The following is a 24518-nucleotide window of genomic DNA, read 5'->3' as shown; positions in this document are numbered from 1 at the left end:
TCAGCCCCCGGTCATCGGGGGGAAAAAGGCCACTTCGCGCGCGCCATTCAGCGGGGCGTCGAAATCGGTCAATTCCTGATCCACGGCCACGCGCAGCGCGGAGAGGTCTGAGAACGCCACTTCATAGCGTTCTTCACGGCTTCGCAGTTCTTCGACCAGTTCCGCCACGGTCGCTGCCGTGCTCTCCACCCGTTCACGGGGCAGACCGATGCGTTCGCGAACCCATGCAAAATAGAGGACATCCATTAGATCGGCTCCTTCAGATGTGGCAGCGCCTTGCGCAGGTAGTCAAAGCCGGTGATGGCGGTCAGCACCGCGGCGATCCACAGCAGGACCAGCCCCAACAGCCCGGCCCATTCCATCCCGGCAAGCTTCCAACCCAGCCCTAGAGTATCTTCGACCTCGCCATCAAGGATCGCCTCGATCATTTGCTGGTCCATGCCAAAGACGCTCATCCCGAGGTAATGTTCAAACACCCCTTGCGAGAACAGCACGGCTATGGCGATCATTTGTAGCGTGGTCTTCCACTTGGCTAGCTGCGTCACTTTCAACGTGCCGGCCACATCGCCCAGATACTCACGCAGGCCCGAGACAAAGACCTCGCGAAACAGGATCAACGTAGCGGGCAGCACCAGCCACGGCGACCAACTGGAAAAGGCCACGATCACCATCAGCGCAATCACGACCATCGCCTTGTCGGCAATCGGGTCGAGCATGGCACCCAGTTTCGTCTCCTGCCCCCAAGCGCGGGCGAGATAGCCATCAAACCAATCCGTCACCGCCGCCCCGACAAACAGCACCAATGCGAACCAGTCGGCATAGGGGCGCGTAAAATAGAGAAACATGACCGCCACACCGGGGGCCGCGACCAGCCTGAGCAGGGTCAGGATATTGGGCAAATTCCATTTCATGTCGTCATCCTATCCTGCGCCCTTCGCGGCTGAAAGGACGAAACCGCGCCAGCGGCCTGCCCTTCGGCGGGCGCATACTCAACCCTTTTCATGGAAGTAGCCATAAATTGTCTCTGCCAGCGCATCCGACACCCCTTCGACAGCTTTAAGATCGCTCAGGTTCGCGCGGCCCACCGCCTTGGCCGAGCCGAAATGCGCCAAAAGCGCGCGTTTACGCGCGGCCCCGACGCCCGGCACATCGTCGAGCGGCGTGGCGCTCACCCCCTTAGCGCGTTTCGCGCGGTGGGTGCCGATGGCGAAACGGTGCGCCTCATCGCGCAGCCGCTGCACGAAATACAGCACCGGATCATTGTGCCGCAACGCCATGACGCGCTTGCCGACGCGGTGGAACTCTTCCTTGCCCGCGTCACGATCAATGCCTTTAGCAACGCCGACCATGGGAATGTCTTCTACCCCATGCTGCGCCATGATGGAGGCCACGGCGCTCACCTGCCCCGCGCCGCCGTCGATCAGCAGCAGGTCAGGCCAAAGCCCACGGCTGCGGTCCGGGTCTTCTTTGATGAGCCGTTTGAAGCGCCGGTGCAGCACCTCTTTCATCATGCCGAAGTCGTCACCCGGGGTCAGGTCATCGCCGCGGATGTTGAACTTGCGGTACTGGTTTTTCATCATACCTTCAGGGCCCGCGACAATCATCGCGCCCACCGCATTGGTGCCTTGGATGTGCGAGTTGTCGTAAACTTCGATCCGCTCAGGCGATTTTGGCAGGTCAAAGGCATCAACCAGCCCCTGCAACAGCTTGGTCTGGGTCGCCGTTTCGGCCATCTTGCGGGCAAGGCTTTCGCGCGCGTTGCGCAGGGCACCGTCGACCAGCTCGGCCTTCTCGCCCCGCTGCGGGACCAACAGTTCCACCTTGCGACCAATCTTGCCGCTGAGCGCTTCGGCCATCAGGTCGGGGTTTTCGATCTCATTGCTCAGGATCAACTGCCGTGGCGGCTCGCGCGTGTCGTAAAACTGGCCGATGAACGCCTCCAAGACTTCAGCGGCATCCACATCGGCCCCGACGCGGGGGTAGTAATCCCGGTTACCCCAGTTCTGGTTGGCACGAATGAAGAAGACCTGCACGCAGGCTTGTCCGCCTTCCATATGCAGCGCAATGATGTCGGCCTCATTCACCCCCTGCGGGTTGATGCCTTGGGCCGTCTGAACCTGCGTTAGCGCCTTGATCCGGTCGCGCAGGGCGGCGGCGCGTTCAAACTCCATCGCCTCTGACGCTTCGGCCATGTCCCGCGCCAAACGGCCCTGAATTTCTGTCGACTTCCCGCTAAGAAAGCGCTCTGCATCCCGCACGGTCTGGCGATACTCTTCGGCTGAGATTTTACCGACGCAAGGAGCAGAGCAGCGTTTGATCTGGTGCTGCAAGCAGGGCCGCGTGCGGCTGTCGAACATCGAGTTGGAGCAATCACGCAAAAGGAAGACCCGCTGCAACTGGTTCAGCGTGCGGTTCACCGCACCCGCGCTGGCGAAGGGGCCGTAGTAGCTGCCCTTCTCCTTCTTCGCGCCACGGTGTTTTTTGATCTGCGGATAGTCGTGATCGGCGGTCACAAGGATGTTGGGAAAGCTCTTGTCGTCGCGCAGCAGCACGTTGAACTTGGGCTTGAGCTGTTTAATCAGGTTTTGCTCAAGAAGCAGCGCCTCGGTTTCCGTTTTTGTCGTCAGAAACATCATCGAAGCGGTATTGGCGATCATCCGCGAGATGCGCCCCGAATGTCCCGTGGGCCGCGCATAGGACGACACCCGCGCGCGCAGGTTTCGCGCCTTGCCGACATAGAGCACACGGCTCTCCGCATCGAGCATCCGGTAGACGCCCGGCGACGAATCGAGCGACTTCAGATAGGCCTGAATCACCTGGCGGCCTTGCGGCGGAGGGCTGTCGTTTGGCGTGGTCATCTCAGGCGCTGATTCTCGTGCTTCGCTGCAATAGGACGGCAATGGGGGCAAGCTTTAACATGTCCACCGAAGATGTGGATAAGTCTGACGATAACTTCTGGGCATCTAGGAATTTCCGTTGTTTTTGACAGGCTTCGCTGATTTGCCCATTTTTTAAGCACGTCAATAATTCATTGTTATTGCTGTATTTTTTATCTCGCACGAAACAAGCCTCTGAAAACAAAGAGGTTTCGGTAACAGTTTGGTAACATACGTTAAGAACGTGCAAAACTTCCTGCATTGCGCTTACGCCAAGGCGTCTTTGGGGCTTGTATTCCACTGCAAATGCTCCCCTCCGTCGGTGCAGATCAGCTGTCCTGTCACCCCCGGTGAATCGATGAAATAGCCCAGTGCGGCGGTGATATCCTCAGGGTTTGCACCACGGGCTAGAACCGTGTCGCGGCGCTGTGCGGCAAAGCCTTCGGCGCTTTGGGCACTGCCCTTCAGCGTCGGGCCGGGGCCGATGCCGTTAACCCTGATCGCCGGGGCCAAAGCCTGCGCTGTGGTGCGCGTCATGGCCCAAAGCCCCATCTTGGCGATCGTGTAGGTCGTGAACTCTGGCGTGAGGTTCCGCACCCGCTGGTCAAGCATATTGACGATCAGCCCGGCGGCTCGGGGCTCTCCGTTTTGGTCTGTCTCGGGCTTTAACCCCTGCCCCGCCATCGCTTGCGTCAAAACGAATGGCGCGCGAAGGTTGCTGCCCATATGCCGGTCCCAGCTTTCGCGGGTGGCGCTGGTGATATCGTCATACTCGAAAATCGAGGCGTTGTTCACAAGGCAGGTAATCGGCCCACCTAGCGCCTCTGCCGCGCGGGGCAAAAGCGTTTCTGTAGCGGCCTCTTCCAGCAGGTCGGCTTGCAAAGTCACGGCACGCCTCCCCATTGCTGTGATCTCAGCGGCTGTGGTATCGGCTCCATCTTGCGAGGTGGCATAATGCACCGCTACTTCAAAGCCCCGCTGCCCAAGATAAAGCGCCATGGCGCGGCCCAGACGTTGCCCGGCCCCGGTCACCAATGCCCGCCGCATCTGCCGCCCTCCTCAGATCAGGATGATTAACAAATAAAGCCCGTAAAGCGCGCTGAGCGCCACACCCCAAAGCCGCGTGATGTCGCGCCCCAGATAGACGAAGGGGATCAGCAACAGCGACGCGCCCAGCATCACCCAAAGGTCGATCCGCAAGAAGGCTTCGTCGACCTCAATCGGGCCAACAAGACTCGCGATGCCGATGATCGCGAGAAGGTTAAACATGTTCGAACCGATGACGTTGCCAAGCGCCACATCCGCCTGACGGCGCAGCGCGGCCATCACGGTGGTCGCCAGTTCCGGCAGCGATGTGCCCACGGCCACAAGCGTCAGGCCAATCACTGTGTCACTCACCCCATAGGTCTGGGCGATGATCGTGGCGTTATCCACCAGAAGGCTTGCGCCTAAGGGCAAGCCGATCAGGCCAAGGATCAGGAACAGCGCAATCTGCCAGCCCGCCATATTGGGGTCCGCGCCTTCGGGCTCTTCTTCATTATCCACTGCACCGGCCCGGCAGGCATGACGGTGATCCTTGGCGTCGCCAAAGGCGTCATAGAGCATATAGGCCAGCCCGGCGAGCAGGATCAGCCCAGCGATCCAGTCAAAGACCCCACGGAAAGCCAACGCAATGAACAAGACTGACGCGGCGATCATCTGATTATAGGTCTTGCGCGTGCTGCATTCCGAAGTGTGCATCGTCGCCAGCAAGGCCGGAATGCCCAATACCATCAGGATGTTCGCCGTGTTCGACCCGACGACATTCCCAAGCGCCAAACCCGGCGCGTTGTCCAAGATCGCCTTGATTGAGATCAGTAGTTCAGGCGCAGAGGTGCCAAAGGCCACAATGGTCAGACTGACGATCAGCGCGGGCACGCCAAGGCGCAGCGACAGGTTCACCGCCCCTTTGACCAACGCATCCCCCGCAAACAGCAGGATCACGAGGCCAAGCCCCGAAAGTAGCCACGGCATCAGCATCAACGCCCTCCCTTACAGGCACAATCGCCTTTGCCAATGCGGTAACGTCCGCAGTCACGGCATTTGGACCGGGACAGGCGTTTGCCCCCCAGCCAATGCATTTTTCCAAACCAAGCGAGCAGGCCCATGGCCACCAGAAACAGCAGAACGATCTTGAAAACCATGGGCTAGAGACCAAACCGCGCATAGGCCGCGCGTTCCTCTATGCCCTGCACCGCGTCTTGCACCATCTGCACGCCAAAGCGCGACAGAAGCCCGCGTTTCACACCGTAGCGGCGCAGTTTCACCTTGTTGCCAAAGCGCTCTTTCAGCAGCGGTTTCAGATGGCCGATACCGTCGATCAGCCCCAGTTCGGCGGCGCGTTTCGCCAGCCAAATTTCCCCGGTAAAGAGGTCTTGCCCCTCGGGCAGCTTGCCCGCGCGGCGGGTCTTTACGTGGTCGATAAAATTTCCATGAATGTCTTCGAGCAGCGTTTTCAGCCGGGCGACATCTTCGGGGTCTTCCGGGCGGAAGGGGTCGAGCATGGATTTGCTCTGCCCTGCCGTATAGACGCGCCGCTCAACCCCGTGCTCGCGGATGAATTCATGCACCCCGAAAGAGGCAGAGATCACCCCGATGGAGCCCACGACCGAGCTTGGGTCCGCGTAAATCTCATCCGCCGCAGCTGCCAACCAGTAACCGCCAGAGGCGGCGACATCTTCGACAAAAGCGATGACGGGAATGTTCTTTTCCTCAGACAGCCGCCGGATACGCGCGCCGATCAACGAGGATTGCACCGGACTGCCACCGGGAGAGTTGATCTCCAGCGCGACAGCGGCAGGCTTGCCCTTGGCAAAGGCCTTTTCGATGACCGGCCCCATGCTGGCATCGTTCAACACCGCGCGCCCCTGCGAGCCGATCATGCCGGAAAGCCGGATCACGGAAACGCTGGGCGGGGATTTAAGGAAGGGTAGCCGAATTCTCATTCTTCTCATGTAGAACGCCCACCCGGTGCAAACAAGGCGGGCGCCCAAGTTTCGCGGCCCTCAGGCCCGCAGACGCCAGCCGGTGCGGAAAATCCACCAGATCACACCAAGGCAAAGTGCGGTAAACAGCGCGATTGCCGCAAGGCTGGTGAGGATCGGCACATCGGCAGAGCCGAAAAACGCCCAGCGAAAGCCTGAGATCAGATAGACCACCGGGTTGAAGTGCGAGATCACCTGCCAGACCGGCGGCAGCATCGAGATCGAGTAGAAAGACCCGCCAAGGAAGACGAGCGGCGTGACGATCAAGAGCGGCACCAGTTGCAACTGCTCAAAATTCCCTGCCCAGATGCCGATGATGAACCCCATCAGCGCAAAGCTGATACAGGTCAGGATCAAGAAAGCGACCATGGCGATGGGGTGCTGGATCGTGATATCGACAAAGAAAAACGCCGTGATCAAGATGATCGTACCGATGAACAGCGCCTTGGTGGCCGCCGCACCGACATAGCCGATGACGATCTCGAAAAAGTTGATCGGGGCCGAGAGCAGTTCATAGACCGTGCCGATGAATTTCGGGAAATAGATGCCGAAAGACGCATTTGAGATCGACTGAGTGATAACGCTTAGCATGATCAACCCCGGCACAATAAAGGCGCCATAGCTCACGCCCTCGACTTCTTCGATACGGCTGCCGATGGCCGCGCCGAAGACGACGAAGTAAAGCGAGGTCGACAACACCGGCGAGATGATGCTTTGCGTGATGGTGCGAAAGAAACGCGCCATTTCAAAGGCGTAGATGGCTTTGATCGCGGTCCAGTTCATGCCGCATCCTCCTTGAGCAGATCGACAAAGATATCTTCTAGACTGCTTTGCCGTGTCGCCACGTCTTGCAGGACCAAACCACTTTCGGCCACTTTGGAGAGCAGCTTGGTTATCCCGGTGCGCTCGGCGTTGGTGTCATAGGTATAGATCAAAGACCGCCCATCGGCGGACAGTTCAACATCCGGCGATTGCAGCGCCAGCGGCACTTCGGTGATCGGCTCGGTAAGTTGCACTTCGAGTTGCTTTTTGCCCATCCGCGCCATCAGCGCGTCTTTCTCTTCGACCAGCAGCAATTCACCCTTGGCGATGACGCCGATCCGGTCCGCGATGGCTTCGGCCTCTTCGATATAATGGGTGGTCAGGATGATCGTCACGCCAGAGGCTTTCAGCCCCGCCACGATCTCCCACATGTCCTTGCGCAGTTCCACGTCGACGCCCGCGGTGGGCTCGTCCAAGAACAGCACCTTCGGGTCATGCGACAGCGCCTTGGCGATCAGCACGCGGCGTTTCATCCCGCCCGAAAGCTCGCGGATCTGGCTGTCTTTCTTGTCCCAGAGCGAGAGTTGACGCAGGATTTTCTCCAGCACCGCCTCATCCGCCGGCCGGCCAAATAGCCCGCGCGAGAAACGCACGGTGTTCAGTACCCGTTCAAAGGGCTCCAGGTTGATCTCCTGCGGGACCAGTCCGATCATCGAACGTGCCGCGCGGAAATCATCCTTAATGTCGTGCCCACCCACAGTCACCGTGCCGCTGGTCGCGGTGGTGATGCCACAGATGGTCGAGATCAGCGTCGTCTTGCCCGCCCCATTGGAGCCCAAAAGCGCGAGGATTTCGCCCTGCTCAATCTCCAGATTGACCCCTTTAAGCGCCTCGAAACCGCCTGCATAGGATTTACGCAGGTTCTGAATATCCACGATTGTCGGCATGGTCGTCTCCGCTTTGATGAGGCGCGCAACCTAACTGGCTTTGGGCCGGGTGAACAGATGCGTTCAGGTCTTGGCGCGGCCGAACCAGCCCTTTTTGGCGGGGGCGTCTTCATCAGCTTCCGCGCTTTCGCCCGTCTCTTCTGTCGGACCTTCGAGCGAGGATTGCAGATTGTCGAAGAACTGATCCGCCATTTTCTTAGCGAAGCCATCGATGATCCGGCTGCCAAGCTGCGCCAGCTTGCCGCCCACTTTGGCCTCCACGTCGTAACTCAGTTCGGTGCCGCCGTCCTTTTCCGCCAGCCGCACTTCCGCGCCGCCCTTGGCGAAACCAGCGGCCCCGCCTTTACCCTCGCCGGTGATGGTCAGCGCTTCGTTCGGCACCAAATCAGAGAGTTTCACATGCCCCTTAAAGGTCGCCTTTACCGGGCCGACCTTTTGCACCACCGTCGCGTCATAGCCCTCTTCAACCGAGCCGGTAACATCCTGCGCGCCGGGCACGCAGGTTTGCAGCATCTCAGGGTCCAGCAGTGCTGCATAAACCTCGGCTGGGGTGGCGGCGATCTGGCGGGTGTCGGACATCTGCATTGCTAGCTCTCCCTTTAACCTATCCTTTCAGCCTAGCGGGTAATTCTGCGCAAACCAACGTCAAAGCGCTGGACCTCTCCCGCCGGGCTGGTAGGTCTTTGGTCATGAGCACCTCTCCCCATAACCGCGCCGGGCTGGCGATCGGGTTGATCCTTCTCGGCGTGGCCGCGATTTCGGTCAATGACATGCTGATCAAACGTCTATCGGGCGGCTATCCGCTACATCAGATCGTTTTCACACGGTCGGCCATCGGGATCGTGTTGGGGCTGGTTTTAGTCAAACTTGAAGGCGGATTTCACCTGCTCAGAACGCGCCAGCCGGGGCTGCATCTGCTACGCGGGCTGCTGATCGTGATTTCTAACATGTCATTCTTTCTGGCGCTTTCGGTCTTGCCACTTGCCGAAGCGACGGCCCTGTTCTTTGCCGCGCCCCTGTTCATCACCCTGCTGTCGATCCCGCTTCTGGGCGAAAAGGTCGGCCCGCTACGCCTTGGCGCGGTGATCGTGGGGTTTGTTGGCGTGGTGATCATGATGCGGCCTTGGGCTTCTACGGCGACGCTCGACGTTTCTCGCTGGATTTTGCTGCTGCCGGTACTTGCCGCGCTGACCTATGCGTTGAATCAGTTGATGACCCGCAAGCTCGGCGTGAACTCCAAAGCCTCGGCCTTGATGGTCTATATTCAGGCTTCTTTTATTGCCGTATCGCTGGGATTTTTCCTTGTCGCGGGCGACGGGCGGTTTGTGGATGAGGGCAGCAATGCGTCACTCCAATTCCTGCTGCGCGCGTGGGTCTGGCCAGCGCAGGAGGATTTCCTCACCTTCCTTGGCATCGGCCTCAACATCGCGCTGATCGGCTACTGCCTGAGCCAAGCCTACCGGCTGGGCGACGCCGCCACCGTGGCCCCGTTTGAATATATCGGGCTGCCGCTGGCGGTTTTCTGGGGCTTCGTGATCTTCGGCGATCTGCCGGTTTGGGAGGTCTGGGTCGGGATCGCGCTGATCCTCGCTTCCGGTCTTTTCGTCTACCTACGCGAGCGCCAAAAGGCGCTGCGCGTGACCCGTTTGCAGGGCGGGCGGCGGGCCTAGCGGGCCACCTCAACCACCACTTTGCCGGTCGCTTTGCGGTCCCGCAGCAGGGCCAGCGCCTCATTCGCCTGCTCCAGCGGCATGACGTTGCTGACATGGGGCTTAAGCTTTCCGGCGACATACCATTTGATCAGTTCGGCGAAACTGTCGGTCAGAACCGAGGGTTTGATCTTGGCATAGCCGCCCCAGTAAAAGCCCAGCACGGTGAGGTTTTTGACCAGCAGGATATTGGCCGGGATCTGCGGCACCTCACCGCTGGCAAAACCCAGCGGGATCAGCCGCGCTTCGGGATTGCAGGCGCGCATGGCGGCTTTGAACTGGTCGCCGCCCACGGGGTCATAGACCACATCGGCCCCGCCCAATTCTTTGACGATGGCGCGGATGTCGTCGGTCTCGGAGTTGATCAGATGATCTGCGCCAGCCTCTTTGCAGACTGCGAGTTTGTCCGCACCCCGCGCCACGGCAATCACCTCGGCCCCCATCAGCTTGCCCAGTTCTACCGCCGTCAGGCCAATGCCGCCCGAGGCACCCAAGACGAGCAACCGTTCACCCGGTTGCAGCCGCGCCTTATAGTCCAGCGCCACATGGCTGGTGCCATAGGCGATGAGGAAAGCTGCTGCATCCACGGCGGTCATTTCATCAGGGATCGGCACGCAGACCGCGGCCGAAATCGCGGCATATTCGGCCAGCCCGTCAAAACCAGTGTAAGCCGCAATGCGTTGGCCCACTTTCAAGTGCTCGACCCCCGCGCCCAAAGCGGTGATCGTGCCCGCCATCTCCATCCCCAAGGTAAACGGCAGCGGCGGCTTTTCCTGATAGGTGCCTTTGATGATCAGCAAATCGCCAAAGTTCAGCCCGCAGGTCTCGACTTGGATCAAAACTTCGCCCTGCCCCGGCATTGGCATCTCAAGCTCTTGCAGGGTGAGTGGTTCGTCATAGGCGGTGACTTGCATGGCGCGCATCGGGCTGTCCTTTCGTGCTGCTTTGGCCCGAAGAGGCCAGAAGCGCGTGCCCTTGGCAAGGCCCGCAAGCCGCATCGCTGCGTCAGTTGGGCATGATCACCAGACGGATGCCATAGGCTACCACCGCCAGCAGCAACACGCTGGCCAGCCAAAGCGCCACGAACCAGCCGCTGCGTTTCAGCCATTTGCGCATCAGTGATAGCCCTCCTCAGGGTCGATCTTGCCGCGAAACACCCAATAGGCATAGGCCGTGTAGCTGAGAATCAGCGGCAGCAGCACCAGCGTGCCGACCAGCGCGAACATCAGGCTTTCATCGGGGGCGGCGGCATCGGCGATGGTCAGGCTTGGCGGCACCATATGCGGATAAAAGCTGATCCCGATGCCTATGAAGCCCAACACAAAAAGCGCCTGCGCACAGAGGAACGGCTGAATGTCAGCCTTGCGTTGCAAACCGCGCAGCATCCCAAAGGCCGCAAGCGCCACCAAGAGCGGCACCAAACCGCTGAAGAGCGCGGTGGGCCATGCGAACCAACGCTCGAAATAGACTGCATCGGTGAAAGGCGTCCAAAGGCTGACCAACCCCATGAAGACCAGTGTCGCCACCGCCAGCGGCCATGCAAGGCGGCGCATATGCGCCTGAATGCGGCCTTCGAGCTTCATGTTAAGCCATGTCGCGCCCAGCAAAGCATAGCCCACGGTCACGGCCACGCCGGTCAAGATCGAAAAGGGCGTGAACCAATCCCACCAGCCACCCGCATAGGCGCGGCCTTCGATTTCGATCCCCTGCACCAGCGCGCCAAGGGCGATGCCCTGACAGAAGGAGGCCACCAGCGAGCCCCCAAAAAACGCCATATCCCAAAGAGGTTTCCAACGCTTCGTGCGCCAACGGTACTCAAACGCTACGCCGCGAAAGATAAGGCCCAGCAGCATCAGGATGATCGGCATGTAAAGCGCAGGCATCACCACCGCATAGGCCAGCGGGAAAACGGCGAACAACCCGCCACCGCCCAGCACCAGCCAAGTCTCATTGCCGTCCCAGATGGGCGCGACCGAGTTCATCATCACGTTACGCTCGCCCTCGTCCTTGGTCATCGGGAACAACAGCCCCACGCCCAGATCAAACCCATCAAGGATGACATAGATCAGCACCGCAGCGGCGATGATCCCGGCCCAGATGAACGACAGTTCAAATCCCAACATCTCAGCTCTCCTTCGGTTTGCCGCGATGGGCGGCTTCTGCGCCAACAGCAAGCACGGGTCCATCGTCTTGTGCATCGTCGCGTTCGTCTTCAAGCGCGCGATCTACAACCGGTTTGCGCATCATGGCCACAATGTACCAAGTGCCCGCGCCAAAAACGAAGAAATACACCACGATAAAGGCAATGAGCGAGGTTGCCACCGCCGGCGCCTCGACCGGGGCAAGGCTGTCAGAGGTCCGCAGCAGCCCGTAAACGGTGAAGGGCTGACGCCCCACTTCTGTTGTGATCCAGCCTGCTAGCACCGCAACAAATCCGGTCGGCCCCATCAGCAGCGCCAGACGGTGCAACAGCGGCGCATCGTAAAGTCGCCCCCGCAGCCGCGCCAGCGCAGCCCAAAGACCCAGCCCCAGCATCGCAAACCCAAGCGCGATCATGATGCGGAATGACCAGAAGACAATCGCCACCGGTGGCTCATCCTCGTCCGGGATCGTATCCAACCCATCCAAGGGCGCATTCAGGTGATGCTTCAAGATCAGCGACGACAATTTAGGTATCTCAATGGCATAATCGATGCGCTTTTCGTCGGGGTTCGGGATGCCGAACAGGATCAGCGGAGCACCGTCAGGGTGGCTGTCGTAATGCCCCTCCATCGCCATGACCTTGGCGGGCTGATGCTCCAGCGTGTTAAGGCCATGCATGTCACCCGCCAGAATTTGCAACGGCGTGACCAACAGCAGCATCCACATCGCCATAGAGAACATCCGCCGCGCGGCCCGGTCGGCGTGATCGCGCAGCAAGTGCAAGCCGCCGACCGCGCCCACGACCAGTGCTGTGGTCAGATAGGCCGCAAGCACCATATGCACCAACCGGTAGGGGAAAGAGGGGTTGAAAACGATCGCCCACCAGTCCTCGGGCACGAATTGACCTACGTCATTGATGCCAAAGCCCGCAGGCGTCTGCATCCAACTGTTGACCGACAAGATCCATGTGGCCGAGGCCAGCGTGCCCAGTGCCACAAGCGCTGTGGCGAACATATGCAGCCCGTCGCCCACCCGCTTGCGGCCAAAGAGCATGATGCCAAGGAAACCGGCTTCGAGGAAAAAGGCCGAAAGCACCTCATAGGCCATCAGCGGCCCGACGACCGGCCCGGCCTTGTCAGAAAACACCGACCAGTTGGTGCCGATCTGGTAGGACATGACGATGCCCGAGACGACCCCCATGCCAAAGGCCACGGCAAAGATTTTCTTCCAATAATTAAAGAGCTTCAGATAGGTCTCTTCGCGTTTCCACAGCCACAGCGCGTTGAGCACGGCCAGAAAACTTGCCAATCCGATTGAGAAGGCCGGAAAGATGATGTGAAATGAAACCGTGAATGCAAACTGCACCCGCGCTAGGATTTCGGCGGTGTAACCGTCGAGCATGAGAAGCCCCCGCGTGTTGTTTCCTGACCTATATAGGACCGGGGGGGTGTAGTGGCACAGGCTAAATTGCCGCAGCCGCTGACGGATCGACTATCGCTCGAATGTCACCACCACACGCAGCCCCGGCGCGTTGTCGATGAGTTCCAGCCTTGCCCGGTGCAGTTTCACGACCCCATCGACCAGCGCCAGCCCCAGCCCATGGCCCGGCGTACCCCGGCTGCGATCAAGCCGATAGAGCCGCTGCAACACTTTGTCGCGGTCTGCTGCGGGAATGCCGGGGCCGCCATCTGCGACATTGAGTGTGACCTGACCGGCAGTCTGTTCCAGCGAAATGTCCACCGCCTCGGCGTCACCAGAATGGCGCAGGGCATTCTCGATCAGGTTGGCAATCATCTGACCCAGCAGCGCACGGTCACCTGTGACATGGGCAGGCGTTTCCGGCATGCTGCAGATCAGGCGCTTGCCCTGTTCGCCCGCTGCGGGCTCATAAAGCTCGACCATGGTTCGGCACAGCGCGGTCAGGTCGACAGGGGTGAAATGGGCGCGGGCGTCGCCCTGCTCTACCTGCGCGAGTTGCAGCAGGGATTGAAAGATTGCGGCGATGCCGTCCAATTCGGCACGCGCACGGGCCAACGGCTCGACCCGGTCTTCGCCTGTCGCCTCGGCCCGGTCGAGATCGTCCAGATGCACCGAGACACGTTGGATCGGGGTCTTCAGGTCATGGGCGATATCCAGTGACACCTGCCGCAGCGCCGCCACAGAAGTTTCCTGCGCTCGGGCCATTTGGTTGACCGCCTCACCGATGCGCAGGAGGTCATCCGACCAGCGCGCACCCGGTGCCACCCGCGCGGTTAGATCGCCCGTGGTCAGCCGATCCAGCGTGCCGCGGATCACCTCGACATGCCGTTTGGAACGTCGGGCAAGGATCAACCCGCCCGAAAGTGCGATCAGCACCGTGGGCAACAGGCTCACCAGCAAGATATTTACAAAAACCTCGCGCAGAGCCGTGATCTCGGCCCGGCTGCGCGCGATGGTCAAAAGCCCACCATAAAGCGTGTCGGTCAGGGTCAGATAAACCCCGTCATACTGCGCCCGCGCCGCGCCGATTGAGACGATGTGATAGCCCTCATTATCCCGCGCGATCGCACCGTTGCCATAAATACGGCCATTGGGGCCAATGTAGCTTAGGATCAGCCGGTTGGGATCAGTCTCACGCGATTCCGCCTCGACCAGCCGCGCCAGCGCCGAGGCGCCCGGGGCGGCGCGAAAGCCCGCCATGTCCTGCGCGAGATCGGCGCGGATGGCCTGCTCGAACGACCGCTGCGTGACCGCATAACTGGCGGCGAGGCTTAAAAGACTGACGATAGTGAACAAAAACACCAGCAGAAGCGCCAACCGCAGCGGCATCGAACGCCACAGCCCCGCCAGCCGCGCCCTCATGCGTCGATCCTATAGCCCGCGCCGCGCACGGTTTGGATCAACTCGGTGTCAAAGGGCCTGTCCACCTTGGCGCGCAACCGGCTGATGTGGGTTTCGACCACATTGGTCATCGGGTCAAAGGAAATGTCCCAGACCGCCTCAAGCAGCATGGTTCGCGTCTGCACCCGGCCTTTACGGCGCAGCAGATGCTCCAGCAGGGCAAATTCGCGCGGCAGCAAGTCGATGTCCTGCCCCGCGCGCGTGACCCGGCGGCTGATGAGGTCCATCGTCAGATCACCGGCCCGCAGGGTGGTTTCCTGCTCCAACGCCTGCGGACGACGTGCCAAGGCATTTACCCGCGCCGACAACTCGCCAAAGGCGAAGGGCTTGACCAGATAATCATCCGCCCCGGCGTTCAGCCCGTCGATCCGATCCTCCACCGCGCCCATCGCCGTGAGCAGCAACACCGGCGTGGCATTGCCCGCCCCACGCAGGGTTTTCAGCAGCGTCAGCCCGTCCAACTCGGGCAGCATCCGATCAAGGATCAACACATCATATTGCCCGGTGGTGGCCTGCACCAAACCGTCGCGGCCATCGGCCACCACATCCACCGCATGCCCCTCTTCGCGCAGGCCGCGCGCGATATAGGTGCTGGTGGTGGCATCGTCTTCGACAACAAGCAGTTTCATCGCGGTCTCATCTAGGTTCAGCCAAGAGGTAAGGCAATTCTGCCGCCCGTGCATCCCGCCGCCTGCATTCTCACAGATTTGTATAGCGCCTGCGACGACGCTGTAAAACGCGGCCCCCAGATAGGGGTCCAGAAACACTGAATGCACAGCAAGGAGCATCTCATGAACCAGACTCTTTCCAAGGCCCCCCGCGCCGCCGCCCTTGCGCTGAGCGCTGCCGTCGCCGCGACCCCAATGCTGGCGCTTGCCCCCACAGCCGCGCTGGCCGTACCGGCAGGCGGCTATGCCGACTTGGTCGAGGCCGTCTCTCCCGCCGTGGTCTTTATCGAGGTGACCGCCAAACAGCAAAATACGCAGTTCCAACAGCAGCTTCCCCCCGGCATGCCCGAAGAACTGCGCCGCCGGTTTGAGCAAATGTTGCCCAACCAGAACGGCACCGCGCCCACCCCGCGCCAAGGGCTTGGGTCCGGCTTCATCGTTTCCGAAGACGGCCAGATCGTAACTAACCATCACGTCGTCGCGGGCGCCGAGACTGTAACCGTGAACCTTGCAGATGGCCGCAGTTTTGACGCCGAAGTTGTGGGCAGCGATGCGATGACAGATATTGCTGTGCTCAAAATCAAAGCGGATGTGGACCTGCCCAAAGTCGAATTCGGCACATCCAAAACCCTACGGGTTGGTGATGAGGTTGTGGCCGTGGGCAACCCCTTTGGTTTGGGGGGAACCGTAACGTCCGGTATCATCTCGGCCCTGTCGCGTGACATTCAGGCCGGGCCGTTTGATGACTTCATCCAAACCGATGCGGCGATCAACCGAGGCAACTCAGGCGGGCCGCTTTTCAATAACGAGGGTGAGGTCGTGGGCGTGAACACCGCGATCTTGTCGCCGGGCGGCGGCTCGGTCGGGATCGGCTTTTCGGTACCTTCCGATCTGGTGCAGACCATCGTCGCGGATTTGGCTGATGACGGCACGGTAGAGCGCGGTTGGCTTGGCGTACAAATCCGCCCCATGAGCCCCGAGGTCGCCAATGTGCTGGGCTATGAAGAACCGCGCGGCGCGGTGATTGAGGCCATCAGCGAAGAAAGCCCTGCCGCCAAAGCGGGCCTTAAGAAAGGCGACATCATTCTATCCTTTGGCGAAACAGAGGTGGATGATCTGCGGGATCTGACCCGCGCCGTGGCCACCACAACACCAGAGACCGCAGCGGAGGTTGTCGTCCTGCGCAAGGGCACGGAACAGACCCTCGGCGTGACCGTGGGCGCGCTGAAACCCAAGCCAGCGTGACCCATGCCTTCCCGGCAATCCTCATGCTGCCGGGAAGACCCCCAGCCCTTCCCCCTCGCTGGGGCTGGGCATCCTGCCCCGGTGGTTTTCATGCTGCCGGGGCTTTTTGGTGCAGCTAACCACCTTCCGTCGTGGATAGCGGTGCACTGTGCAGATGAAACCGCACCAATTCCGCAACCGAATTGGCCTCTAGCTTGCGCATCACCCGCGCGCGATGCACCTCGACCGTCTTGACCGAAATATCCATCTCAATGCCGATTTCGCGGTTGGCCAGCCCTGCCACCACACGCTCGAACACCCGATGTTCTTGCGGGGTAAGCCGGGCCAGCAATTGCGCATTTTCGACAGCCACCTCTTTGCTTTTTCGCCGTGCCGCATCAGCCTGAAGCGCGCTGTTGATAAGGTCGAGCATGTTTTGATTGTTGAAGGGCTTTTCAATAAAATCTACCGCGCCAGCCTTCATCGCTTTGACCGCCGTCGATACATCGCCAAAAGCCGTCATCAGGATAAGCGGTATCTGGATGCCCCGTGCGTTTAGCGCCTTTTGCAATTCCAGACCGCTCATCCCCGGCATGCGCACATCGCTGACCAGACAGCAGGTGCCAATATCCTCATACCCTTCAAGGAACTCTGCTGCCGACCCAAAGGAAAGGGCGCGCAGCCCGACAGAGCCAAGCAACCACACCAATGAGTCCCGTACGGCGGCGTCATCGTCGACAATGTAAACGATCCTGTCTTCAGTCATTCTACCCTTTCACCTCCGCCGGCAGGCGTACGGTCAGGCAGGCCCCCTCTGCATCAGATTTGGTCACGGCGATCGAGCCACCATGCGAAAGCACGATCGTTTCGCAAATCGCCAACCCCACGCCAAGGCCCTTGTCCTTGGTCGACCGGAAGGCGCTGAAAGCCGTTTGGGCAGGCATATCCGAAGCAAAGCCGCTCCCTCCGTCGGCTACGTCAACCACGATCTCACCCTCCGTGCAGCGGGCGGACAAAATGACTTCGGCATCGGGGCGGCCCGCGTCCCGGCAGGCATCAATGCCGTTCTTGATCAGATTAATCAGCAGTTGCTCAATCTCAATTCGGGCGCAGTGAAGTTCGGCATCATTGCATTGATCGTCGATCACCACAGTGACGCCGGTGGCAGAGCTTTCCGGCTGGATCAGCAGTTGCACCGAGCGGAGGATTTCGGTGAAGCCCACAGCAACACGATCTGCGTCATCGTTGTGCAGATAGTTCGACATGGACCGTAGGATGGCACTTGCACGCTCAGATTGCTTTTGCATGTTGTTAAGCACAGAGATCATGTCCTTTCTCTCAAGCTGGTCGTTTTCGGCCCGCAGCACACAGCCTGCGGCAAAATTATGAATAGCGGCTAAAGGTTGGTTCAATTCATGGGCGATGGCGGCGGTCATCTGGCCCAGTGTCTCGCGCCGGTTAAGCAGTTGCAGCGCCGTTTCATGGCGGTGAAGCCGCTCTTCACGCTCAACCTTTTCGGTGATGTCAGAGGCAATCGTCAAAAGCCCCCCTGCGGCCACGGGATAATCCGTAACCTCCAACCAGCGCCCCTCTGACGACCGTGCGCGAAAGAATTTGGCGGGTGTGTTTCGACGGTCGCGCCGTTGTTCGCCCCAGCGAACTTTCCCTTCAGATGACATGGCCAATTTGCCGGTGCGCGTGAAATGCGCCAGCAACTCATCGAAGTGCCGACCAATAATGTCACCGCCGATCCCAGCATAGGTCGCGCGGTATTTCTCGTTGCAATAAACGAGCCGGTCGGTGCTGTCGAAAAGCGCGACCATCGTCGATATGTTCTCAAACGCGAGCGCCAAAGCTTCCAGCGCGCTTTTCCTCTCACTCTCTGCTGTGGTGATCTCTGTCATGTCGAAACAGGTGCCGCGATAGCCTGCCAATTGCGCGTTACTATCAAAGAAGGGTTTGCCCGACATGTCGATCAACCGCTCCCGCCCACCGGCCAATGGGATCACCAGGCGCAAATCGCGGAACGGCGCTTGCCGGGCCAACCGCTGTTGCAACACATCATAGTCGCCCTTGCGCCGTGCGATATCGGCCTCCGTGAGCGTTTTGCCCAACTCGAAAATCGGCATTTCGGCTTCGGTTTGACGCCCCCCGCCTGAAAGGAACGTAAACCGTCGGTGGACATCCATCTCCCACACCCAATCGGTCGCACTTTCGGTGAAATCGCGGAAACGGGTTTCGCTTTCGACCAGATCGCTCAAAACGTTCTGCTGGTCGGTCACATCTTGGATCGCGGCCAAAAGATGCAGGTTTTGCCCCCGGTCCACACGGCGAATACAGGCGCGTGCCTCGATCTGGCGGCCATTGGCGGTCAGAAACTTTATATTTTCGATCACGTCGCGCGTGCGGCTGCCCGCCATATGTAGATTGTTGCGGATCGTCGCACGGCTGCGCGGTTCAACGAACCCCTGTCCCTGTTGCCACATCTCGCGCAGAGTCTGCGCATCGCGCCCCAGCAAAGTTTCTACCTCGGGTGAGACATCAACCAGCGCGCCCTCCTGATCCCATTCCAAATAGCCCACGCCTGCGACTTCGGCGGCAAGCGCGTGCTTTGTCGCGCTGATCTCGGCCTCATAAACCGCGTCCTGCAAGGCAGAGCGGCCCATTACCATGACCAACACACCTACCACCTGCCCCCGGTCGGACAGCGGTTGATAGATCGCCGCCCCTTGGCTGCGGGCCAAAACCGGGCGGGAAAAATCAAAATGCCATGTCACCTGCCGCCCGGCCAAAGCCTTTTCAACGTTGGCGGTTATTTCGTCCAACAATTCATGTGGAACGATCCGAGAAAGATGCTGGCCCACAATATCACGCGCCGGTCGCCCAAAGGACGCGCTATAGGCATCGTTGACAAAAGCGTAAGTCATATCAGGCGTGAGGAAGGCCGCTTGGACGGGTAGATCATTCAGCAGATCGGGCAATTTTCTGCGGGTCTCTTCGCTACCGCCGCCGCCCTGCTGTTTGCGGTGGTTGCGCACAACCCGCCAGACTTGGGCCACCAGCACGGCAAACGCCGCAGCCGCCAAGACAAGTTCAACCGGATCACGATAGAAAACGCCGCGCGGAACTTGCGCCGATGCCAGCAGCACAAGGATGTTCAATAGTAATACCGCAACGGCGCCAAACACGCCAAAGCGGTTCACCGGATCGCCGACTTGCTTGGCGATCATCACGCAGGTCAAGACCAGTCCGCACAGCGCAATCATTGTGAACGCCGCGACAAAGCTCATGTGACACCTCTACTTTCACAAAGAAAGTCGGTCTTTTCCGCCGCCCTGTCTATTGGGGAAAACCCTCATAGCGGCTGGTAGGGCTATCCCCGCAGCCCCACCGTACCGCCTTGCGAAACAAATGTGTAAAAATAACCGCCGCAATTTCAGCGCCTTGCTTCGGATTATTAGGGATAACCCTGATTTACTTGGGGGCAACGCCCAATTGGCGCAAAAATTGAAGGGCAGTAGTTTGACCCGCAGCCACGGGTTATGCCGTGCAGTTTTAGTTCAAGATGCGGATTAGTTCAGTGAAAAATAGCCAACGCTCCACGTTAGATATATCTGACGAAATGCAAAAGCCAAATAAATCTCCGACAGAAACAGAACTTGGGGAAATTCGCAGTCTCTATGCCCAAGCCGATGCGATGGCCGAAGCCGCAGAGGAGTCACCCCAGTGTTGCGGCGAAGGGGAAACCCCAGACAGCGCTCAGCCCCCGACGTCATCGCAGCAGGGCGATGAACGAGGTGACGCCGGCTGAAACGAATGCCGGTCACTTCTGACTGTTGGACACCACATGTTCACTGTCGATCCCGCCGAGCGAGTGAAACAGCCCAGAGGTATTGTTCACGCCGAATTTTTTGAGCAATTTGGCGCGATACACCTCAACCGTACGGTGCGAAATGTCGAGATTGATGGCGATTTCCTTGCTGGTCAGCCCCTCGGCCAGATGGCTTAAAATTTCACGCTCTCGCCGAGTGAGCGGCAGATAGGGCCGTTCGCCCGACAGGTCGGCAAAGCTCCAAACCGCGCGGTCCAGCGGGCTTTCCGGAGTAAAGGAATGGCCCCGAACACGGCACCAGAACAGGCTGCCATCGCGGCGCGCCATGATGCGCTCATCCCAGTAGGTGTTGGTCTCGCGCAGCTGCACCACACCCCGGTCGCGGATGTTTACGAACTCTTCATCCGACGGATATAGCACCGAGAACCATTGGTCGCGCAGGGCCGCGCGTTCATAGCCGAACATCTGCGCAAAGGCGAGGTTGCATTCGCGGATTACCCTGTTCTCCGTCACCACCAAACCGACGGGCGCATGCACGAAAGCCAGTTCAGCGAACTGCCCATCGCGAAAGCAGTCATCGGTACGTATTTCTACCATCTTGCCCCAATCATCTCTTTCTCGGATGCTCGAAACTCAAGCTAGTCGACGGGGGGAGACGGTGCAACAACGCGCTGGCCCGTCAAGGGAGGATACCATGAAGACACTCACGCGGATTGCCGCCGTGACGGCAAGTGTTGCGGCATTTGCCAGCGCGGCTTGGGCGCAAGACCCGATCAAGATCGCACTCGTGCACGGGATCACAGGCAGCAGTTTCGAAGCCTTCTCCAAACAGGCGCAAACCGGTTTCGAGCTTGGCATCGAATACGCCACCGACGGCACCAACACCGTCAAGGGCCACAAGATCGAGCTGATCATCAAGGACACGCAATTCAAACCCGATGTCGCCCGCGCCGTATTGGCCGAAGCCTACGGCGACGACGAGGTGCTGATGGCAATCGGATCGACCTCTTCTGGTGTTGCCAAGGGCATGCTTCCGATTGCGGAGGAATATGAGAAGATCTTGATCGTAGAGCCTGCGGTCGCTGATAGCCTCACCGGGCCAGACAGCAACCGCTACGTCTTCAAAACCTCGCGCAATTCTTCGATGGACATGCAGGCGCAGGCCTTGGCGCTGAAGCCCGACGAGAACCTCTTTGTCGCCACCATCGCCGAGGACTACGCCTTTGGCCACGACGGGATCGACGCGTTTAAGGTCGCGCTTGACGGCACAGGCGCTACCGTGGTGACCGAGGAATTCGTGCCCCAAGGCACCGCCGATTTCACCGCCGCAGCCGAGCGTATGTTCAATGCGCTGAAGGACAAGGAAGGCCGCAAGGTGATCCTTGTCTATATCGCTGGGGGCGGCGACGCGCCGGGCAAAATCCAAGCGCTCGATCCATCACGCCATGGGATTGAGATTTCGATGGGCGGGCATATCCTGCCTGTACTGCCAACCTACAAGCGCTTCCCCGGCATGGAAGGCGCGGTCTACTACTATTATGAAGCCTACAAAAATCCGGTGAACGATTGGCTGGTCAAAACCCATCAGGAACGGTTCGACGGCCCGCCTGACTTCTTCACTGCGGGTGGCATGTCGGCAGCGCTTGCCGCCGTCAAAGCGATCGAAACGGCATCCAGTCTTGAGACCGAAGACCTGATCGCCGCGATGGAAGGCATGTCTTGGGAAACACCAAAAGGCACCATGACCTTCCGGCCCGAAGACCATCAGGCGTTACAATCGATGGTGCATTTTAAAATCCGCGTGGATGATAATATCGATTGGGCGATCCCCGATCTGGTGCGCATCATCGAAGCGGACGAGATGGACATCCCAATCGGCCGCACCAACGACTGATCGCACTCCCGGCTGGCCTGCCCGACCCGTCGCATGCGGTGGGCCAGCCCTTTTGCGCTAATTTCCGTACCAAAGGTTTCTGAGATGTCCACGCCGTCGCTCATCACGCGCGATCTGACCATTCGCTTTGGCGGTCACGTCGCCGTCAATCAGGTCTCTTGTGCCTTCCATCCCGGTGAACTTACGGTGATCGTCGGGCCGAACGGGGCCGGGAAAACCACCTATTTCAATCTGATCTCAGGCCAGCTCACCGCGAGCTCGGGCAAGGTATTGAAGGGCGAGGTCGATCTGACCCGCATGGCCCCCTCGGCGCGCGCGCGGCAAGGTGTGGGCCGCGCCTTTCAATTGACCAATCTCTTCCCGCAACTCACTGTTTTGGAGAACATTCGCCTCGCCGTTCAGGCGCGTGAGGGGGACGGCTGGCGGCTGCTGCGTCCGGTACATCGCTTCACCAAACTGACCCAAGACGCGGAGCATTACCTAGAGGCGACCCGCCTATCCCGCGTCGCCCATCTGCCCGCCGCCGCCCTGCCCCACGGTGACCAGCGCAAGCTGGAAGTGGCGCTGCTGATGGCGATGGAACCTGACATTTACATGTTCGATGAACCCACCGCTGGCATGTCACTGGACCACGCGCCCGATGTGCTGGAGTTAATCGCCCAGATCAAATCCGACCCGTCCAAAACCGTGCTGCTGGTCGAGCATAAGATGGATGTGGTGCGCGCGCTGGCAGACCGGATCATCGTCTTGCACAACGGCGAATTGCTGGCCGATGGCGCCCCAACCGAGGTCATGGAAAGCCAGATCGTGCGCGATGTCTACCTCGGCACCGCAACGGAGGAGACGGCATGAGCCTGCTGACCCTCAACCAGATGAAAACCGACATCGGCCAATATGCCGTGCTCCATGATGTGAGCCTTGAGGTGCCCGAGGGCGGCGTCTTTGTTCTTCTGGGCCGCAATGGAGCGGGCAAGACAACCACGCTCCGCTCGATCATGGGGTTGTGGAAACCCGCACCCGGTTCGGTGCGCTTTGACGGCCAAGACATCACCGGGCTGCACACCGCCGACATCGCACGCCTCGGCATTGCCTATGTGCCCGAGAACATGGGGATCTTCGGCAATCTGACAGTTGAAGAAAACCTGATCCTCGCCACGGCGAAGGGGCATTTCGATGCCGCGCGGCTCAAACGTATCACCACGCTGTTCCCGGCGCTTGAACGGTTCTGGACAAAACAAGCTTGGTCACTCTCGGGCGGGCAAAAGCAGATGCTGTCCGTCGCCCGCGCCATTGTAGAGCCGCGCCGCTTGATCTTGATCGACGAGCCGACCAAGGGCCTTGCCCCTGCCATTGTCGCCGCCATGGCCGAAGCCTTTACCGAGATTTCACGTGAAGCAACGCTTCTGCTTGTCGAACAAAATTTTCATTTTGCCCGCAGCATTGGCCGCGACATGGCAGTGATTGACGACGGCCGCGTTGTGCACAGCGGCAGCATGGCCGAATTCGCCGCCGATAAACCATTGCAAGACCGGCTGTTGGGCCTGTCGTGATGAGGAAGTACATGGACCGCATTTCAGATATCATGGGCCGGTTCGGCGGGGTCTACCTGCTGCCGCTCGCCCTCGCCGCTTTGGCTTTTGTGCTAATTGGCGCGCCTTCTTCTTGGGCCACGCTGACCGTCGCGGGGCTGGCGATGGGAATGATGGTGTTTCTCATGGCTTCGGGTCTCAGCCTGATCTTTGGGCTGATGGATGTGCTGAACTTCGGCCACTCGGCCTTTGTAAGCTTTGGTGCTTTCGTCGCTGCCTCTGTCCTCGCGGCCCTCAGCGGGTGGCTGGGGGCTGATAATGTGCTCCTGAACATCGTCGCACTGACCCTCGCGATCATCGCGGCGATGTCCTTTGGCCTTGCCGCCGGGTGGTTTTTTGAAACGGTCATCATCCGCCCCGTCTATCACGATCATTTGCGGCAGATCCTGATCACTATGGGCGCGCTAATCGTGTCCGAACAGATCATCCTCGCCATCTGGGGCGGCACGCCGATCACCGTTCTGCGTCCGCAGTTCCTTGAAGGGGCGTGGATCATTGGCGACGTTAGCATCGAAATCTACCGCATCTTTGCCTTTGGCCTTGGTCTTGCTGCCTTTATCGGCCTCTACCTCGTGTTGAACCGCACGCGTCTGGGCCTACTGGTCCGCGCAGGTGTCGAAAACCGCGAGATGGTAGAGGCGCTTGGCTTTCGTATCGACCGGCTTTTCATCGGCGTCTTTATGGTCGGTTCGGCGCTGGCCGCTGTCGGCGGTGCGATGTGGGCGGGGTATGAGACGCTGATCACGCCTGCGCTTGGGGGCGAGATGATGATCGTGGTTTTCATCGTCGTCATCATCGGTGGGCTTGGCTCTATCGAAGGCACGCTTTTGGGGGCGCTGCTGGTCGGGCTGACCGCGAATTACGTAGGGTTTCTGGCGCCGAAACTGGCCTTGGCCAGCAATATGATCCTGATGACGGCGATCCTGCTGTGGCGGCCCAACGGCCTGCGTCCGGCGGTGAAGTGAGATGAAT

At 59.8% G+C, this 24518-nt stretch carries 24 protein-coding genes; 6 read left to right on the top strand and 18 right to left on the bottom strand.

Annotated elements, in window-relative coordinates; all coding sequences use genetic code 11:
• From moaD to DSM110093_RS03310, 9 genes are all read right to left on the bottom strand, one after another.
• The gene (gene moaD / locus DSM110093_RS03350) at positions 1–246 is read right to left on the bottom strand and encodes a molybdopterin converting factor subunit 1 (protein WP_243266683.1); all 246 of its coding nucleotides are present in this window, start codon (positions 244–246) and stop codon (positions 1–3) included.
• Complete coding sequence (gene pgsA / locus DSM110093_RS03345) at positions 246–911, bottom strand: CDP-diacylglycerol--glycerol-3-phosphate 3-phosphatidyltransferase (protein ID WP_067628893.1); 666 nt, start codon at positions 909–911, stop codon at positions 246–248. The genes moaD and pgsA overlap by 1 nt, the downstream gene beginning before the upstream one ends.
• A 78-nt stretch (positions 912–989) precedes the next feature.
• Complete coding sequence (uvrC, locus tag DSM110093_RS03340; RefSeq protein ID WP_243266682.1) at positions 990–2858, bottom strand: excinuclease ABC subunit UvrC; 1869 nt, start codon at positions 2856–2858, stop codon at positions 990–992.
• A 285-nt stretch (positions 2859–3143) separates the two neighbouring features.
• Positions 3144–3923, bottom strand: coding sequence for an SDR family oxidoreductase (locus tag DSM110093_RS03335; RefSeq protein WP_243266681.1), 780 nt, complete (start codon positions 3921–3923; stop codon positions 3144–3146).
• 12 nt (positions 3924–3935) lie between these two features.
• A complete protein-coding gene (locus tag DSM110093_RS03330; protein WP_243266680.1) occupies positions 3936–4895 on the bottom strand; it encodes a calcium/sodium antiporter in 960 nt (319 codons plus the stop codon).
• A 167-nt stretch (positions 4896–5062) separates the two neighbouring features.
• Positions 5063–5860 carry a S49 family peptidase gene (locus DSM110093_RS03325; protein WP_243266679.1) on the bottom strand — a complete coding sequence of 266 codons (798 nt, stop codon included), beginning with the start codon at positions 5858–5860 and terminating at the stop codon, positions 5063–5065.
• 60 nt (positions 5861–5920) lie between these two features.
• Positions 5921–6682 carry an ABC transporter permease gene (locus DSM110093_RS03320; protein WP_067629772.1) on the bottom strand — a complete coding sequence of 254 codons (762 nt, stop codon included), beginning with the start codon at positions 6680–6682 and terminating at the stop codon, positions 5921–5923.
• Complete coding sequence (locus DSM110093_RS03315) at positions 6679–7608, bottom strand: ABC transporter ATP-binding protein (protein ID WP_243266678.1); 930 nt, start codon at positions 7606–7608, stop codon at positions 6679–6681. Before DSM110093_RS03315 ends, DSM110093_RS03320 begins: the two co-directional genes overlap by 4 nt.
• A 63-nt stretch (positions 7609–7671) precedes the next feature.
• On the bottom strand, positions 7672–8193 hold the full coding sequence (locus DSM110093_RS03310) for a carbon monoxide dehydrogenase subunit G (RefSeq protein ID WP_243266677.1): 522 nt from the start codon (positions 8191–8193) through the stop codon (positions 7672–7674).
• 104 nt (positions 8194–8297) lie between these two features.
• Between DSM110093_RS03310 and DSM110093_RS03305 the strand changes: the two genes are divergently transcribed.
• Positions 8298–9278, top strand: a complete 981-nt coding sequence (locus DSM110093_RS03305) for a DMT family transporter (RefSeq protein WP_243266676.1) — start codon at positions 8298–8300, stop codon at positions 9276–9278.
• Here DSM110093_RS03305 and DSM110093_RS03300 read toward each other — a convergent pair.
• The 6 genes from DSM110093_RS03300 to DSM110093_RS03275 form a co-directional block, all read right to left on the bottom strand.
• On the bottom strand, positions 9275–10240 hold the full coding sequence (locus tag DSM110093_RS03300) for an NADPH:quinone oxidoreductase family protein (RefSeq protein ID WP_243266675.1): 966 nt from the start codon (positions 10238–10240) through the stop codon (positions 9275–9277). The two genes, DSM110093_RS03305 and DSM110093_RS03300, sit on opposite strands and share 4 nt — an antisense overlap.
• An 82-nt stretch (positions 10241–10322) precedes the next feature.
• Positions 10323–10433 (bottom strand): DUF2474 family protein, encoded by a 111-nt coding sequence (locus tag DSM110093_RS03295; protein ID WP_243266674.1) that lies wholly within the window; start codon positions 10431–10433, stop codon positions 10323–10325.
• Complete coding sequence (cydB, locus tag DSM110093_RS03290) at positions 10433–11440, bottom strand: cytochrome d ubiquinol oxidase subunit II (RefSeq protein ID WP_243266673.1); 1008 nt, start codon at positions 11438–11440, stop codon at positions 10433–10435. Before cydB ends, DSM110093_RS03295 begins: the two co-directional genes overlap by 1 nt.
• A 1-nt stretch (position 11441) precedes the next feature.
• Positions 11442–12860: a cytochrome ubiquinol oxidase subunit I gene (locus DSM110093_RS03285; RefSeq protein WP_243266672.1), complete on the bottom strand. Its 1419-nt coding sequence runs from the start codon at positions 12858–12860 to the stop codon at positions 11442–11444.
• 90 nt (positions 12861–12950) lie between these two features.
• Positions 12951–14300 (bottom strand): HAMP domain-containing sensor histidine kinase, encoded by a 1350-nt coding sequence (locus tag DSM110093_RS03280; protein ID WP_243266671.1) that lies wholly within the window; start codon positions 14298–14300, stop codon positions 12951–12953.
• A complete protein-coding gene (locus tag DSM110093_RS03275; RefSeq protein ID WP_243267661.1) occupies positions 14297–14968 on the bottom strand; it encodes a response regulator transcription factor in 672 nt (223 codons plus the stop codon). The genes DSM110093_RS03280 and DSM110093_RS03275 overlap by 4 nt, the downstream gene beginning before the upstream one ends.
• A gap of 162 nt (positions 14969–15130) precedes the next feature.
• Here DSM110093_RS03275 and DSM110093_RS03270 point away from each other — a divergent pair, with 162 nt between their 5' ends.
• Positions 15131–16252, top strand: coding sequence for a Do family serine endopeptidase (locus DSM110093_RS03270; protein WP_243266670.1), 1122 nt, complete (start codon positions 15131–15133; stop codon positions 16250–16252).
• A gap of 115 nt (positions 16253–16367) precedes the next feature.
• On the opposite strand, the gene DSM110093_RS03265 is transcribed toward DSM110093_RS03270, so the two are convergent.
• From DSM110093_RS03265 to DSM110093_RS03255, 3 genes are all read right to left on the bottom strand, one after another.
• Positions 16368–16997, bottom strand: a complete 630-nt coding sequence (locus DSM110093_RS03265) for a response regulator (protein WP_243266669.1) — start codon at positions 16995–16997, stop codon at positions 16368–16370.
• Position 16998: 1 nt separating this feature from the next.
• Positions 16999–19521, bottom strand: coding sequence for a PAS domain S-box protein (locus DSM110093_RS03260; RefSeq protein ID WP_243266668.1), 2523 nt, complete (start codon positions 19519–19521; stop codon positions 16999–17001).
• 533 nt (positions 19522–20054) lie between these two features.
• Entirely contained in the window at positions 20055–20660 is a 606-nt protein-coding gene (locus tag DSM110093_RS03255) for a LuxR C-terminal-related transcriptional regulator (protein ID WP_243266667.1), read from the bottom strand.
• Between the two features lie 97 nt (positions 20661–20757).
• Here DSM110093_RS03255 and DSM110093_RS03250 point away from each other — a divergent pair, with 97 nt between their 5' ends.
• From DSM110093_RS03250 to DSM110093_RS03235, 4 genes are all read left to right on the top strand, one after another.
• A complete protein-coding gene (locus DSM110093_RS03250; RefSeq protein WP_243266666.1) occupies positions 20758–21957 on the top strand; it encodes a substrate-binding domain-containing protein in 1200 nt (399 codons plus the stop codon).
• 84 nt (positions 21958–22041) lie between these two features.
• Positions 22042–22809: an ABC transporter ATP-binding protein gene (locus DSM110093_RS03245; protein ID WP_243266665.1), complete on the top strand. Its 768-nt coding sequence runs from the start codon at positions 22042–22044 to the stop codon at positions 22807–22809.
• Positions 22806–23507, top strand: a complete 702-nt coding sequence (locus tag DSM110093_RS03240; protein ID WP_243266664.1) for an ABC transporter ATP-binding protein — start codon at positions 22806–22808, stop codon at positions 23505–23507. The genes DSM110093_RS03245 and DSM110093_RS03240 overlap by 4 nt, the downstream gene beginning before the upstream one ends.
• 11 nt (positions 23508–23518) lie before the next feature.
• The gene (locus tag DSM110093_RS03235) at positions 23519–24511 is read left to right on the top strand and encodes a branched-chain amino acid ABC transporter permease (RefSeq protein WP_093927079.1); all 993 of its coding nucleotides are present in this window, start codon (positions 23519–23521) and stop codon (positions 24509–24511) included.
• The last annotated feature ends 7 nt before the right edge of the window (positions 24512–24518 follow it).

This window comes from Sulfitobacter sp. DSM 110093 (assembly GCF_022788715.1).
Classification (GTDB): domain Bacteria; phylum Pseudomonadota; class Alphaproteobacteria; order Rhodobacterales; family Rhodobacteraceae; genus Sulfitobacter.
The sequence above is the reverse complement of the archived record's forward strand: the minus strand, read 5'-3'. Positions and strand labels throughout refer to the sequence as shown.

Coding starts and splice junctions, on each gene's coding strand:
- moaD (WP_243266683.1), bottom strand. CDS start 246: ATGGATGTCCTCTATTTTGCATGGGTTCGCGAACGCATCGGTCTGCCC.
- pgsA (WP_067628893.1), bottom strand. CDS start 911: ATGAAATGGAATTTGCCCAATATCCTGACCCTGCTCAGGCTGGTCGCG.
- uvrC (WP_243266682.1), bottom strand. CDS start 2,858: ATGACCACGCCAAACGACAGCCCTCCGCCGCAAGGCCGCCAGGTGATT.
- DSM110093_RS03335 (WP_243266681.1), bottom strand. CDS start 3,923: ATGCGGCGGGCATTGGTGACCGGGGCCGGGCAACGTCTGGGCCGCGCC.
- DSM110093_RS03330 (WP_243266680.1), bottom strand. CDS start 4,895: ATGCTGATGCCGTGGCTACTTTCGGGGCTTGGCCTCGTGATCCTGCTG.
- DSM110093_RS03325 (WP_243266679.1), bottom strand. CDS start 5,860: ATGAGAATTCGGCTACCCTTCCTTAAATCCCCGCCCAGCGTTTCCGTG.
- DSM110093_RS03320 (WP_067629772.1), bottom strand. CDS start 6,682: ATGAACTGGACCGCGATCAAAGCCATCTACGCCTTTGAAATGGCGCGT.
- DSM110093_RS03315 (WP_243266678.1), bottom strand. CDS start 7,608: ATGCCGACAATCGTGGATATTCAGAACCTGCGTAAATCCTATGCAGGC.
- DSM110093_RS03310 (WP_243266677.1), bottom strand. CDS start 8,193: ATGCAGATGTCCGACACCCGCCAGATCGCCGCCACCCCAGCCGAGGTT.
- DSM110093_RS03305 (WP_243266676.1), top strand. CDS start 8,298: ATGAGCACCTCTCCCCATAACCGCGCCGGGCTGGCGATCGGGTTGATC.
- DSM110093_RS03300 (WP_243266675.1), bottom strand. CDS start 10,240: ATGCGCGCCATGCAAGTCACCGCCTATGACGAACCACTCACCCTGCAA.
- DSM110093_RS03295 (WP_243266674.1), bottom strand. CDS start 10,433: ATGCGCAAATGGCTGAAACGCAGCGGCTGGTTCGTGGCGCTTTGGCTG.
- cydB (WP_243266673.1), bottom strand. CDS start 11,440: ATGTTGGGATTTGAACTGTCGTTCATCTGGGCCGGGATCATCGCCGCT.
- DSM110093_RS03285 (WP_243266672.1), bottom strand. CDS start 12,860: ATGCTCGACGGTTACACCGCCGAAATCCTAGCGCGGGTGCAGTTTGCA.
- DSM110093_RS03280 (WP_243266671.1), bottom strand. CDS start 14,300: ATGAGGGCGCGGCTGGCGGGGCTGTGGCGTTCGATGCCGCTGCGGTTG.
- DSM110093_RS03275 (WP_243267661.1), bottom strand. CDS start 14,968: ATGAAACTGCTTGTTGTCGAAGACGATGCCACCACCAGCACCTATATC.
- DSM110093_RS03270 (WP_243266670.1), top strand. CDS start 15,131: ATGAACCAGACTCTTTCCAAGGCCCCCCGCGCCGCCGCCCTTGCGCTG.
- DSM110093_RS03265 (WP_243266669.1), bottom strand. CDS start 16,997: ATGACTGAAGACAGGATCGTTTACATTGTCGACGATGACGCCGCCGTA.
- DSM110093_RS03260 (WP_243266668.1), bottom strand. CDS start 19,521: ATGAGCTTTGTCGCGGCGTTCACAATGATTGCGCTGTGCGGACTGGTC.
- DSM110093_RS03255 (WP_243266667.1), bottom strand. CDS start 20,660: ATGGTAGAAATACGTACCGATGACTGCTTTCGCGATGGGCAGTTCGCT.
- DSM110093_RS03250 (WP_243266666.1), top strand. CDS start 20,758: ATGAAGACACTCACGCGGATTGCCGCCGTGACGGCAAGTGTTGCGGCA.
- DSM110093_RS03245 (WP_243266665.1), top strand. CDS start 22,042: ATGTCCACGCCGTCGCTCATCACGCGCGATCTGACCATTCGCTTTGGC.
- DSM110093_RS03240 (WP_243266664.1), top strand. CDS start 22,806: ATGAGCCTGCTGACCCTCAACCAGATGAAAACCGACATCGGCCAATAT.
- DSM110093_RS03235 (WP_093927079.1), top strand. CDS start 23,519: ATGGACCGCATTTCAGATATCATGGGCCGGTTCGGCGGGGTCTACCTG.